Consider the following 13,024-nt stretch of genomic DNA (forward strand, 5'->3'; position numbering starts at 1 on the left):
CGCTAGCTTGAGCCTTCCTGCCGTGACGGACCGCTCAGGCTTGCGGCGATGTAGTCCGCCATCGTCCCGGCTTCGTTCTGCGGCAGCAGGAAGCTTTGCCAGCCGTAGCCGACGTGGCGCAGGAACAGCGCGAAGCCGTGCGCATCGCCCTGCGTCACCGGATGGATCCGCCATGCGGGATCGATCTGGCCGAAAAAATCGCCGGTGCCTTCGGGCTCCGGTGGAACCGGATCGGACAATAGCGCGCGCGATTCCGCGAGCTCACGCATCAGCGCATCGACCGCAGCGCCCGCCAGCGCGACCGGATTCGCCCCGTCCGGCGTCTGCGCGGGTTCCACGATCAGCGACGCGCGATCTTCCGCGACACGGATCGTCAGGCCCGTGCGCGTGTGGTCCGGCTCGACGGAACGCTCGCTCGTGCTCGCGTCCGGCATGACCATCGACGTGTCGGACGAATCGTCCTCAAACAGCTTTCGTCTCAAGCTGAAACTGATGCCGGGCCCCGACGTGGCGACCGTGCCGACGTCGAGCGATTGCGTGCCCGATAACGGCCCCTCCACCGTCACGACCGGCGACGCTTCCGTCAGCGCATCCGTCGATACGCGATTCCGTCCGAGGCGTTTCGACTGATAGAGCGCGGCGTCGGCGCGAGCAAATACGCGCTCGACCGTATCGACCGGCGAGACCAGCGCAATGCCCGCGGACAGCGAGTAGCGGATCTCGCGGCCACCGGTGACACGCACGGGCGTCGTCGCGACGGTTTGCCTGACGCGTTCGATCACCATCACCGCTTCGTCCGACGTCGTGCCCGGCATCACGACGACAAATTCTTCACCGCCGATACGTCCCAGCACGTCCGACCGGCGCGTCGTCGCGCGAATGCGTTGCGCGAAATCGCGCAGGACTTCGTCCCCGGCTAGGTGGCCGAATTCGTCGTTGATGGCCTTGAAGCGGTCGAGATCGATCAGCGCAATGCACAGCGGCGTCTGCGGACCGCGCAACGTCGAAATGGCGACGTCGAGATAAGACAGCACGTTGCGGCGATTCGGCAGACCGGTCAGAAAATCGGTTTTCGCTTCCTGCATCGCGCGGTCGTGCGCCTGCGTCAGTTCGAGTTCGAGTTGCTTGAGCGGAGAAATCTCCGCGCCGACGAGCACGATCCAGCCGTTTTCCAGCAGCGTTTCCGTCATCCAGTACCAGCTGCCGTCGAGCATGTCGGACGCGAAGTAACGCTGTCCGGGCGCGCGTCGGCGACGACTTTGCGTCTGCTCGATAAACGTCGCGACATCCGCGCTGTCGATACGCGGGCCGCAGCCGTGCAACGCGCCGCGCTCGATCAGGTCCGCGAACGTCATCGTTCCGTCGACGTCGTCGAGCCTGAACAGCGCCTTGAAACGCGCGCTCGCGTAACGCAAGGTGTCGTCGGGGCCGTAGATGGCGACCAGCAGCGCGCCGCCGTCGAACGCGGCCGACAGCGCCACTCCCGCATCGTCATGACCGGACTTATCCGCAAACGCCGTCCCAAACGGCTTTCCTGACGTTTTTCCAACTCGTTGCATGGCGCTCCCGTGTCTGTCCAGGTGGTCACGGGCCACGTCGCGACAGCGAACCGGGCCCGGGAAATCCGCGTTGCGCGAATCACCGGCGAAACCGACTGATAGCCGAATGTCGAAAAGTTTGACACAAACCGGCGCGACCCTTCAAAGATCGCAAAATCGTGACCCGCATTTTTCGTGCAACGTCGGCGCAAAAATGCACAGCACGAACCTACCCACATTCCCGGCCAGCACTCCAGCTTGCAACGATGGGGAAGAAACACAGGCCGTAACCGGCTGGGTTATGCTCGCCGCAGCGTTGTTTTCAGCGTGGTCATCTTTCGACACTTATCGCCAGGGACAAGTCCATGTATCCATCCATCGAACCGTACGACAGCGGTTTTCTCGACACCGGCGACGGTCATCAGGTCTATTGGGAAGTGTGCGGCAATCCCGACGGCAAACCGGCTGTGTTTCTGCACGGCGGCCCCGGCGGCGGATGCAGTCCCGAGCATCGGCGGCTGTTCGATCCGGCCCGCTACAAGATCGTGCTGTTCGATCAGCGCGGCTGCGGCCGCTCGACACCGAACGCCAGTCTCGACAACAACACGACCTGGCATCTGGTCGCCGATATCGAGCGGCTGCGCGAGCACATCGGTGCCGAACAGTGGCTGGTGTTCGGCGGCTCGTGGGGCAGCACGCTCGCGCTCGCATATGCGCAAGCGCACCCGCAACGCGTCAGCGCATTGATCGTGCGCGGCATCTTCACGGTGCGGCGCGCCGAATTGCTGTGGTACTACCAGGAAGGCGCCTCGTGGTTATTTCCGGATCTGTGGGAACAATACCTCGCGCCGATTCCCGTGGCCGAGCAAGGCGATCTGATGGCCGCCTACCGCCGCCGTCTGACCGGCGACGACGAAGCCGCGAAGCGTCAGGCAGCGCGCGCGTGGAGTTTGTGGGAAGGCCGCACGATCACGCTGTTGCCTGACCCGCATCTCGAAGCACGCTTCGGCGAAGACGATTACGCGCTCGCGTTTGCGCGAATCGAAAACCACTATTTCGTGCATCAGGGCTTTTTCGACGAAGGACAGTTGCTGCGCGACGCGCATCGGCTGGCGGACATTCCGGGCGTGATCGTGCAAGGGCGCTACGACGTCGCGACGCCCGCGCGCACGGCGTGGGAACTGTCGAAAGCGTGGCCGCGCGCGTCGTTCGAGATCGTCGCGGATGCGGGTCACGCGTTCAACGAGCCCGGCATCCTGAAGGCGCTGATCGCTGCAACGGACCGCTTCGCAGACTAGCCGGCTCATCGTCGGAACCGGACAGAATTTCAAAAGTGGAATTCTGTTCAAATTTCAAATATCATTCTCCGGAGATTCGCCACACTCATTCTTCAGCCTTGCCACCAGGAAATCCGTTCGATGCCCGCCAACCCCGCGCCTACTTCCACCGCAGACTGCGACGTACTGGTGATCGGTTCGGGCGCGGCGGGTTTATCCGCGGCGGTGACGGCCGCGTGGCACGGGCTGAAGGTGATCGTGGTCGAGAAAGACGCGGTGTTCGGCGGCGCCACCGCGTGGTCGGGCGGCTGGATGTGGGTGCCGTGCAACCCGCTCGCGCGGCGTGCGGGAATCGTCGAAGACCGCGCGCTGCCGCGCACGTATCTCGAACACGAACTGGGCGACCGCTTCGATGCCGCCATCGTCGATGCGTTTCTCGACGCCGCGCCGAACATGGTCGCCTTCTTCGACACGCACACGTCGCTGCAATTCTCCGACGGCAACGCCATCGCCGACATTCACGGCGACACGCCCGGCGCGGGCACCGGCGGCCGCTCGGTGATCGCCGCGCCCTACGACGCGCGCAAGCTCGGCGCGCTGCTCGGCCGGCTGCGCAAGACCATGCGCGAAACCTCGTTCATCGGCATGCCGATCATGGCCGGCGCCGACCTGAGCGCCTTCCTCACGATGACCCGTTCGTGGCGGTCGCTGTGGCACGTCACGCGGCGCGTCGGCAAACATCTGCTCGATCTGGCCTTGCATGGCCGCGCGATGCATCTCGTCAACGGCGTCGCGCTGATCGCGCGACTCGCGAAATCGGCGGACGATCTGGGCGTGCAGTTGTGGGAATCGTCGCCGGCCCGCAGCCTGATTCACGATGACACACCCGGCGATACCGCACGTGTCACGGGCGCCGTGGTGGACACGCCGAACGGACCCGTGACGATTCACGCAACGAAGGGCGTCGTGCTCGCGGCAGGCGGTTTTCCGAACGACATCGCGCGACGCAAGGCGATGTTCCCGCGCACGCCGACCGGCCACGAGCATCTGGCGCTGCCGCCGCTGGGCGCAAGCGGCGACGGCTTGCGGCTCGGCGAAAGTGTCGGCGGCAAGGTGGCGGACGATCTCGTCACGCCCGCCGCGTGGTGCCCGGTGTCGACAGTGCCCTACAAGGACGGCACCGCCGGTCACTTCCCGCACATCATTGAACGCGGCAAGCCCGGCATCATCGGTGTGCTGGCCGATGGTCGCCGCTTCGTCAACGAAGCGAACGGCTACTACGACTACGCGAAAGCGATGCTCGATGCCGCGCCCGGCGACGACGTCGCATCGTGGCTGATCTGCGACCACACGTTTCAGCGCCGTTACGGCCTCGGCATCTCGCGACCGTTTCCGTTGCCGGTCGGGCCGTTCGTGCGCTCCGGCTATCTGAAAACCGGCGATACCATCGACGCGCTCGCGCGCGCGTGCGGGATCGACCACGACGCATTGTGCAAGACCGTCGACGACTTCAACCGGCATGCACGCAATGGCGAAGACCCGCAATTCGGACGCGGCTCGACGCCCTATAACCGCAAGCAGGGCGACGCGCTGCATCGGCCCAACCCATGCGTCGCGCCGATCGAACGCGCGCCGTTCTACGCGGTCAAGGTGCAGCCCGGCAGCTTCGGCACGTTCGCCGGTCTGAAGACCAACGCGCATGCACAGGTGCTCGATGCGGGCGGCGCGCCGATCGGCGGACTGTACGCGGCAGGCACCGATATGGCGAGCATGATGGGCGGCTACTATCCGGCCGGCGGCATCAATCTCGGACCGGCGACGACCTTCGGATACATCGCTGCGCGTCACATGGCAGGCGTCACCGAATACGAATAAGATCGCGCATGACATCGCGAGCGCGCTCGCGTTCGCGCCGCATTCCCATCCACTCAATCACGGAACAACGACCATGCAGACCATCGTGAATCGTCACAACCTGAACATGCCGAAGCTCGGCCTCGGCACATGGCCGATGCTCGGTGACGAGTGCACACGCGCGGTGCTTCAGGCGCTCGACGTCGGCTATCGCCATATCGACACCGCTGCGGCCTACAACAACGAAGCGGCCGTCGGCGACGCGCTGGCGGCGACGAACGTGCCGCGCGAACAGATTCACGTGACGAGCAAAGTCTGGTGGGACAAGCTGAGCCCGCAGGACATGCGCGCGTCGTTCGACAACACGCTGAAGGCGCTGCAAAGCGACTACATCGACCTGTTCATGATTCACTGGCCGACCAAAGACTGGGACCTCGCGCGCACGATCGACACGCTGGTGTCGTTGAAGGAAAGCGGACGCGCGCGCAACATCGGCGTCGCCAACTTTCCGTTGCCGTTGCTGCGCGAAGTGGTCGAAACGATGGGCGCGCCGTTGTCCGCGATTCAGGTCGAATATCACGTGACGCTCGGTCAGCGCGATCTGCTGGCGTTCGCGCGCGAACACGACATGGCGTTGACGGCGTACAGCCCGCTCGCGCGCAACAAGGTGTCGGAGATTCCCGAGATCAAACGGATCGCTGAAAAGCACGGCGTGCTGCCGACCCAGGTGGCGCTGAAGTGGTTGCTCGATCAACCGAATGTCGCCGCGATTCCGAAAGCGAGCAGCAAGACCAACCAGTTGGCCAACCTCGCGTCGCTCGACGTGAATCTCGACGACGACGATCGCGCGACGATCGCCGCGCTGCCGAAGAATCAGCGGATGGTCAGCCCCGAGTTCGCGCCGCAATGGGACGCGGCGGAATAAGCGGTGCGGCGGCGTTGAATCAGTGCTGGATCAGCGCGGCGACTTCGGCGTAGTCGCGGGCCATCAGGATACGGCCGCGAAACCGCTGTTGCACATCCGGTTCGAGCGCATAGCCGATCACGTGCACGCCGGCCGCCAGACCCGCTTCGACGCCTGGCGCGCTGTCTTCGATCAGCACGCAACGAGATGGCGCGACGTTCGTCATGCGCACCGCTTCGAGAATCAGGCGCGGATCGGGTTTCCAGGCGCCCACTTCGTACGCGCTGGCAATGCGGTTTTCGAAGTACGGCAGCAAACCGGTCGCTGCGAGACAGGCTTCGATTTTCGCGCGCGGCCCGTTCGACGCCACGCATTTTTCGAGCGGCAGGCGGCTGACGAAGTCGAATGCGCCTGGCATCGGCTGCAGCGATTCGCGATAGCGCAACTCACTGCGCTCGCGAAACGAAGCGGTGAAACGGTCGGCGTCGAGACACGCGTGCGTTGCGCAAATCTCGGCGACGTAAGCCGCGAACTGGCGTCCGCGATACTGGTTCAGCACTTCGGCCGGCGTCGTGTCGATACCGGCTTCCGCGAACATATCGACAATCACCGCCGCCGACAAAGTCTCGCTGTCGACGAGTGTGCCGTCGGAGTCAAAGATCACTGCATCGATATCCAAAACGCTCCTCGCAGTTGAAAAACAGGCTCCGCGCATCATACCGCCTGTGATAAAAAAGACCCGCCCGAGCCCGACCGGCGCATCGCGTCGTCACCTGCCTCGCCAACAACAAGGAACGCCATGAACCGCTACGACGAACCGAAGATCGACTGTCATCTGCATATCTTCGACCCGGCGCGTTTTCCGTATGCGGCCGACACGGTTTATCGTCCGTCCGGTCAGGAAGTCGCGACCGTTGCGCAGTTTCAGCATCTGATGGACGCGTACGGCGTGACGAATGCACTGCTGGTCGGACCGGTGTCCGGCTACGGCAACGACAACGCGTGCCTGCTCGACGCACTCGCGCAAGGCAAGGGCCGCTTTCGCGGCATCGCGATGATGCCGACCGACGCGAGCGTCGACCAGCTCGCCGATCTGAAGGCGCAAGGCGTGGTCGGCGTGGCGCTGAACGTGCCGATGTGCGGCGCCGACTACGTGCTGTCGGCGCAACCGTTCTACGACAAGCTGAACGCGCTCGGCATGTTCGTCCAGATTCAGGTCGAAGCGGATCAGCTCGCGCCGCTCAAGCCGGTGCTCGAATCGAGCGGCGTTCAACTGATCGTCGATCATTGCGGGCGGCCGGACGTTGCGGCAGGCATCGGTCAGGCGGGGTTTCAGGCGTTGCTCGATCTCGCCGGAACCGGTCGCACCACGGTCAAGCTGTCGGGTTTTTCGAAGTTCGCGAAGACGCCGTATCCGTATCCGGACACGCAACCGTATCTGGCCGCGCTGCTCGACGCGTTCGGCGCGGAGCGCTGCATGTGGGGTTCCGACTGGCCGTTCTTGCGCGCGCCCGAACGCATCGATTACGGCACGCTGCTGACACTCGTCGAACGTCAGATTCCGGATGCCGGGCAACGCCACCAGGTGCTGTACGAAACACCGCGCACGCTGTTCGGTTTTGGTGCCGCCTGAAGCCTGACCGAGCGTTCCGCTGAATGAGCGCGTGCCTGCGCCACCGCTGCGATAGGCGCTCGGCGGTCGTTACGCAACGACGCATCCGGCACGTCGAAAGCACCACGACAAAGCCGCGCCGGTGTCGGACAACTTCAACGAACTTTCACGATTCGTCATACCCGCGCGTGTAGAGTGCAAGTTCGCGGCACGACTCGTCGCGCGGCGTGCACGTCACGCGAAACGAGCCGTCACGGCGACACCGGGATCGCAGACAGATGACAACCCGTCACGCTGCAACGCGATCCGCAAAGGAGAAACTGATGGGTATTTTCTCGACAATCCTGAACAAGATTTTCCCGCATGACCATCCGGCCGCCGCAGCCACGCCCGACGCTGCCGGACCCGCGCCCGACGCGGCTGCTCCGGCTGCGTCCGCACCGGCCGCCGCGCCGATGCCCGAGGTGGATGTCGAAGCGGTGTTGACGCAAATGCAGGCAGGCAACAGCCAGCAACTGAACTGGCGAACGTCGATTGTCGATCTGCTGAAACTGCTCGATATCGACAGCAGCCTCAGCGCACGCAAGGAACTCGCCGGCGAATTGCACTACTCCGGCAACACCGACGATTCCGCGTCGATGAATATCTGGCTGCACAAGGCCGTGATGGACAAGCTCGCGCAAAACGGCGGCAAGGTACCGGACGACCTCAAAAGCTGATCGTCCACGGCTACGCTACCTACCGTCTGCCGCAAAACGGAACGGCCGTGTCTGCCGGATGACAGACACGGCCGTTTTCAATGGATCGCGTGTGTGATTGTGATGCGTTTCTTATCAGTGTTTCTGCTGCTGCAACGATAGAACCCGCGTGGCGAACTAGATCTCCACGTCCACCAGCACGCCGACCGGTTGCCAGTACACACCGGTCGTATTTCCGGCCATGCCGTCCAGCACCGCCTTCAACGACGCGCGCGCATCCGGATTTTGCTGAAGCGCCGCGACGTGCGCCTGCAATGCATCGTCCACGCGCGACAGCGCCGCAGCCATCGGGTCGTCGTCATCGCTGGTCGTGGTGTACGCGGACAGGTCCGCGCTGCTCGACGGCATCACGAGATCGCCGAAATCCAGATCCCAGTTATCGACCGACGACGCGTCCGACGATCCCGACGTGTCGGGTGCGTTTTCCGCGAGTGCCGACAGTCGCGACCCGAGATCCTGATAGACGCCCAGACTCGACACCGGCGCGGGCGGCGGCGGGCCGCCGGCGGGCGTGATCGAGGTTTCCGCGTCGTCGGCGGGCAAGCCGTTCGCAATCGCGATCGACTGTTGCAACGCGAGCGCCTGATACATCGCCGCGATCAACTGCGCGCCCGACGCCGACACCTTGCGCGACGCCGCGATCGGGTCCGAGTCGTCGTCCGGCCACGTCGAATCGGCCACGCCGGTCGATGCGTCGATTCCGAGGTTATGCAAGGTCTGACGCAGCGCCGCCATCAGCGGATCCGAATTACTGTCGATCGACGAGGCTGGCTTGATACGCGGCTTGGGCGGCGGCGGGCCATCGGGTGGCGCGGGCGGCGACGGCGGTGACGCCGAAACCGCGGCAATCGCCGGGTCAAACGAATCGCGCGACATGCTTTTCTCCTTGTTTAAAGCACCATGCACCGTACGACGCCGATCATCCCGGTCGTCGCTTCAATCGGGCAAACGTTCACGAACCGGTTATCGGGTCCGTCGATCTGTTGGTTGATGGTCTGTAAGTGGACGAAAGCGAAGCGCTTACCGATGAAACATATTTCGCTGAATCTGGAACATTCCGGAAGCTCTGGTAACGCGAATCAGCGTCCGATGCGCGCTTCGATCCGTTCGATCAGCCCTTCGATCCAACCGCGCAACAGCGTATTCGACGACACCGCCGGCAACGAATACGCGATCACTTCGTACACTTTGCCGCGCTGGATTTTCGACACCTTCGCGGGGTCGAGCCAGTCGGCGTTATCGACCAGCAGCAACAGCGTTTCCAGCCCGATCACGATCGGCCAGACGCACGCGAGCCGCAACCGCATCGAAAACCGCGAAATACCGAGTGTGTAGTCGAGCGCCGCGCGGAAATGATCGAGGCTGACGCTGACGAGGTCGAACAGCATCGGTTGCGCGCGCGACGCATTGGCCGGTTGCAGCAGGTCCTGCGGCGTCAGCCCGACGCGTTCGAGCGCCGTGGCGGGCAGATAGCAGCGGCCGATCCGGAAGTCCTTGCCGCAGTCGCGCAACACGTTGGTCATCTGCAAGGCCTTGCCGAAACGCACGCCGCGATCGAGCATCGTCGGCATATCGCGAATCAGCGCGCGCGGCGCATGCGCGTGCGTCATCTTCGTCCAGAATTCACCGACGCATCCGGCCACCAGATACGTGTAGCGATCCAGTTCGGCGTACTCGCGCAAGCCGACGATCTGCCCGGACGATTCGTCCGGGAATGTGCGCAGATCGAATTCCATGCCGGCGGTCAGCGTCGTGACGATCTCGCGGACCGCCGCACGGTCGGCGGCGTCCAGTTGATCGAGCACCGCGAGCGCGGGTCCGAGCGACTCGAGCAGCGTCTTCTCATCCGACTGCATCTGCTGCGCGGCCACTTCCTGCGCAATCTGCCGGAGCGCCTGCGGGTTCGCCGCGCCGTTCACCTGATCGCGCAGCGACAGCAGCAACGCGAGCCGCTGCGCGGGCGGAATCAGCGATGTATCGGCGATCGTATCGGCGGCGCGCGCCAGCAGATACGCGAGCCCGACGGGATCGCGCATGCCGGCGGGCAGTACGCGCAACGTGAGGTAAAACGAGCGGGAAACGCCCTTCAACAACGGACCAAGCAGGAAGGCGCGGGAAGAGTTACGCATGAATGAGAATGGTGAGGATGGGTCGAGCGCGTCCGGACGGGCACGCGCTGGCGCAGCCGAATTGTATCCGCCCCGCCGCCAGCCTTCATCCAGCGGCCTCGCGCGGCGGCAAAGTGCCACCGCGTTATCCCGATTTCCCGCGAACCCGCCATCTGGCACTCGTTGCACGTGCACGACGTATCGCAAAAAAGATTGTTGCACGAACTGCATTCGGGTTTATACTAGGCCTGTCTCCTCCATGTCTCCAACTGATATGGATTACGCCCGCCACATGAGCGGGCTTTTTTTTGCCTGTCGTTTCCGCGCGTGTTGCGCCGCCGCGGCTCAGTGCGGATGGTCGTCGTAGCCTGACAGGAACAGCACCGGCCGGTTGGCGCCCTCGGCGCTATCGAACGTGTAGTCGAGCGTCGGCGTGGTGTGCCACGCCTGGATGCAAAACGAAATCTCCGTCTGCCCTTTGGCAATCGCCGCGTTCACCATCCGCGAGACATCGACGGGACGGTAATTGCGTGCATTGTCCAGATACCAGCCCACATAATCGCCGCTGGTGACGCACGCGGGCGCATTTTTGCCGGTCACGGTTTTCTGATCCCAGTCGTTGTCCATCACATAGCCGTAAACCGTACTCGCGGACGTATTGGTGACGTTTCCACCCGCTATCATCAATTGATAGATCGGCCGGTAACTGGCGGGAATCCTGTCGCCGCCCGTTGGAATCGCGAAACGCAATACCGCATAATTCGCGTCGTCGTTACTGGAAATAGCCAGCGTCGGTCGTGCGCCGTAATTATTATCGGCATCGCTGCCGCCGCGTACGTAACTGTCGGCGGAAGGTTCGGCATAGCTATAAGCCACTTCCGTGCTGCAATCGCGCTCTTTATTCAGGCAATAATTCGCCATGTAATCGAGTGCCTGCGGCTGCCATCCGGAAAAGAAATCGCCATGCGCGGTATAAAGCGATCCCCAGTTCAGCGCAACGACATTCCCTTGCGCGTCGAGCGTCGGATCGAGCGACAATTGCGCGCCGGTGAGATCGGTCACGTTACCAATCTGATACGCCAGGTTATAGCTTAAATGCGGAATCCGCTTCGGATAACCGCTCGGGCACTGGCCGGACGCGTCCGCATACGCGATGTTGTTGTGCTTCATCATCGCGCTCAGCGGTTTGTTCCTGATTTTGCCGCGCATCATGTTGGTATCCATGACCGGCGCGAGATTCACGCCGTCCCAGCAGGTCGCGTAACTGATGCCGATATTGAACTGCGTCCCGCTGGCGGGATCGGGCACGCAATCGGTCGGAATCGTATTGGTGTAGCCGGACGGGCTGCCGGTGCACAGAAACGTCACGTTCGGGTTCGGCGCGCTGCCCTCGTGATTGCCCGCCAGCATCTTCATGCCGGGCGGAATGGCAATCACCGGATAGCGATTGTTCGAAGGCGGCGCGGCGTTGGTGTAATACGTTTTCTGGTAATCCGGCCGGATAATCGTGCCGTCTTTCAGACGCAATGACGGCGCCCAATATGCGGTGCTGTCCGCCGGATTCTGACAGGTCGTATCGGCTTGCGCGAGCAGAGTCGCAGCGGTCGAACTGGCATTCGCGTTCCTGTTTCCGAAAAAATCATGCGACATCGCAACGTTCGCACGATTTGGATACACAATCGGGTCATCGGGTAGTGTGTGCGAATAATTGCAGATAACGTTCGCATTGCCCTCTTTGAGAATCGGTTCGGTATGCGCGGGTGAACTACCGGATAAAATCAATGCAACACCACACGCAACGTGAAGTTTATTCATCATGGCGGCTCGCAGGATTGGGAATGCGGAAAATGCCGGACGCTGACTCCGGATTTTCATCCTATATAAACCGACCGCATTCGCAACCCGGAAAGCCGGTTGATTGCGCGCATTTTCGGCGCAATCAATGGTCTTCCGAATAAACCTGGTTTCCCGAATAAATAAAATCAATAGGCGCCGCGTTTATGTACCCGAGCATTTCCCGCTACAGCAATTTCGCCGCCGACTTCGCGCGGCGTTTGCGCTCTTTTTTCAGCGCAGCCATCGCCGCGTCGCCCGATGCGTCGTCCGGAAACACGCCATGCGCGCTTTGCAGCAACGCTTCACTGGCGACCACGTCGTTGAGCGCGCCGAAGCGCTGATGGATTTTCTTGAGCGGCTTCGTGCGCTTCAACTGCTTTTTCGTCAGCAGCGGCTCGAAGAATTCGAGCAGATAACGGACCTTTTTGGCCGCCTTGCGAACCTCGTGAAACGACGCGTAGTCGCCGCGTTTTGCCCGCGACGCCGTGCGCATCCGCCGGTCCAGCGATTTTTCCGCCAGCGCCAGCCGTTTGCACGCGAACTTGCGCAACGGCGTGCGCTGATGCGCGGTATTCAACGCCACGTTGGCCTGTTTGAGCGCGTCGCGCAGCGTGGCCTTGATTTCCGCTTGCGACAGAGTCTCGCGGCTGCTGCCCAGCGCTTCCGCGCGCGCGGCGCGCAGGCTGGCAGGCGCCGCCTCGCCGCGATCGAGCGTCTGGTCGAGCAGTTCGATCAGGATGTCCCAGTCGCGCGTCTTGCCCGCGGCGTCGGCGAGAAACTTGAACATCAGCCGTTGCGTGTCGTCGAATCCGCGATCGAGCAGCGGCCGGTAAGCCCACAGCAACGAGCGCAAGCGCCGTAGCGTGACCCGCAACCGGTGCAGCACTTCCGCGTCGGGGTCGGCGTCGAGCGAGGCGGCGTGGGCGATGGCGTCATCCACGAGCGGCGTCGCATACGATGAAAAATGCGCTTCCGCCGAATCGGGCGAGGCCGGTGCATCTGTGTCATGTTTCATGTCACGTCCTGGATCGGGTCATGCACCTGACCAGCAAACCGGATTCCCGCGCCGTTCGCCGCAATGCGATGCGGGTCGGCAAAAAACCGGTTTTGTGTCTGTTTTAGCGGGGTTTTTTGCTG

The 13,024-nt window shown here is 63.0% G+C and carries 11 protein-coding genes; 5 read left to right on the forward strand and 6 right to left on the reverse strand.

What is annotated here, in order from left to right; all coding sequences use genetic code 11:
• Window positions 1–2: 2 nt before the first annotated feature.
• A complete protein-coding gene (locus PW947_RS01840; protein WP_299629136.1) occupies window positions 3–1,481 on the reverse strand; it encodes a GGDEF domain-containing protein in 1,479 nt (492 codons plus the stop codon).
• A 422-nt stretch (window positions 1,482–1,903) separates the two neighbouring features.
• Between PW947_RS01840 and pip the strand changes: the two genes are divergently transcribed.
• The 3 genes from pip to PW947_RS01855 all read left to right on the forward strand — a co-directional run bounded on the left by pip (window position 1,904) and on the right by PW947_RS01855 (window position 5,594).
• Complete coding sequence (pip, locus tag PW947_RS01845; RefSeq protein WP_299629138.1) at window positions 1,904–2,836, forward strand: prolyl aminopeptidase; 933 nt, start codon at window positions 1,904–1,906, stop codon at window positions 2,834–2,836.
• A 120-nt stretch (window positions 2,837–2,956) separates the two neighbouring features.
• Window positions 2,957–4,690, forward strand: a complete 1,734-nt coding sequence (locus PW947_RS01850) for an FAD-dependent oxidoreductase (protein ID WP_299629140.1) — start codon at window positions 2,957–2,959, stop codon at window positions 4,688–4,690.
• A gap of 73 nt (window positions 4,691–4,763) precedes the next feature.
• Complete coding sequence (locus tag PW947_RS01855) at window positions 4,764–5,594, forward strand: aldo/keto reductase (RefSeq protein ID WP_299629142.1); 831 nt, start codon at window positions 4,764–4,766, stop codon at window positions 5,592–5,594.
• A 19-nt stretch (window positions 5,595–5,613) separates the two neighbouring features.
• On the opposite strand, the gene PW947_RS01860 is transcribed toward PW947_RS01855, so the two are convergent.
• Window positions 5,614–6,252 (reverse strand): HAD-IA family hydrolase, encoded by a 639-nt coding sequence (locus PW947_RS01860; RefSeq protein WP_299629144.1) that lies wholly within the window; start codon window positions 6,250–6,252, stop codon window positions 5,614–5,616.
• A gap of 120 nt (window positions 6,253–6,372) precedes the next feature.
• Between PW947_RS01860 and PW947_RS01865 the strand changes: the two genes are divergently transcribed.
• On the forward strand, window positions 6,373–7,206 hold the full coding sequence (locus PW947_RS01865) for an amidohydrolase family protein (protein WP_299629146.1): 834 nt from the start codon (window positions 6,373–6,375) through the stop codon (window positions 7,204–7,206).
• 302 nt (window positions 7,207–7,508) lie between these two features.
• On the forward strand, window positions 7,509–7,904 hold the full coding sequence (locus PW947_RS01870; protein ID WP_299629148.1) for a DUF3597 domain-containing protein: 396 nt from the start codon (window positions 7,509–7,511) through the stop codon (window positions 7,902–7,904).
• 156 nt (window positions 7,905–8,060) lie between these two features.
• On the opposite strand, the gene PW947_RS01875 is transcribed toward PW947_RS01870, so the two are convergent.
• The 4 genes from PW947_RS01875 to PW947_RS01890 form a co-directional block, all read right to left on the reverse strand.
• Entirely contained in the window at window positions 8,061–8,819 is a 759-nt protein-coding gene (locus tag PW947_RS01875) for a hypothetical protein (protein WP_299629150.1), read from the reverse strand.
• A gap of 203 nt (window positions 8,820–9,022) precedes the next feature.
• Window positions 9,023–10,072, reverse strand: a complete 1,050-nt coding sequence (locus PW947_RS01880) for a phytoene/squalene synthase family protein (protein WP_299629151.1) — start codon at window positions 10,070–10,072, stop codon at window positions 9,023–9,025.
• A gap of 324 nt (window positions 10,073–10,396) precedes the next feature.
• A complete protein-coding gene (locus PW947_RS01885; RefSeq protein WP_366146082.1) occupies window positions 10,397–11,926 on the reverse strand; it encodes a DUF1996 domain-containing protein in 1,530 nt (509 codons plus the stop codon).
• Between the two features lie 145 nt (window positions 11,927–12,071).
• Window positions 12,072–12,902 (reverse strand): CHAD domain-containing protein, encoded by an 831-nt coding sequence (locus PW947_RS01890; protein WP_299629153.1) that lies wholly within the window; start codon window positions 12,900–12,902, stop codon window positions 12,072–12,074.
• Window positions 12,903–13,024: the final 122 nt, after the last annotated feature.

Source organism: Paraburkholderia sp., assembly GCF_028283785.1.
GTDB lineage: Bacteria > Pseudomonadota > Gammaproteobacteria > Burkholderiales > Burkholderiaceae > Paraburkholderia.

Bases quoted from the DNA above. Each gene is read 5' to 3' on its own strand.
- pip (WP_299629138.1), top strand. From the start codon at position 1,904: ATGTATCCATCCATCGAACCGTACGACAGCGGTTTTCTCGACACCGGC.
- PW947_RS01850 (WP_299629140.1), top strand. From the start codon at position 2,957: ATGCCCGCCAACCCCGCGCCTACTTCCACCGCAGACTGCGACGTACTG.
- PW947_RS01855 (WP_299629142.1), top strand. From the start codon at position 4,764: ATGCAGACCATCGTGAATCGTCACAACCTGAACATGCCGAAGCTCGGC.
- PW947_RS01865 (WP_299629146.1), top strand. From the start codon at position 6,373: ATGAACCGCTACGACGAACCGAAGATCGACTGTCATCTGCATATCTTC.
- PW947_RS01870 (WP_299629148.1), top strand. From the start codon at position 7,509: ATGGGTATTTTCTCGACAATCCTGAACAAGATTTTCCCGCATGACCAT.
- PW947_RS01875 (WP_299629150.1), bottom strand. From the start codon at position 8,819: ATGTCGCGCGATTCGTTTGACCCGGCGATTGCCGCGGTTTCGGCGTCA.
- PW947_RS01880 (WP_299629151.1), bottom strand. From the start codon at position 10,072: ATGCGTAACTCTTCCCGCGCCTTCCTGCTTGGTCCGTTGTTGAAGGGC.
- PW947_RS01885 (WP_366146082.1), bottom strand. From the start codon at position 11,926: ATGAAAATCCGGAGTCAGCGTCCGGCATTTTCCGCATTCCCAATCCTG.
- PW947_RS01890 (WP_299629153.1), bottom strand. From the start codon at position 12,902: ATGAAACATGACACAGATGCACCGGCCTCGCCCGATTCGGCGGAAGCG.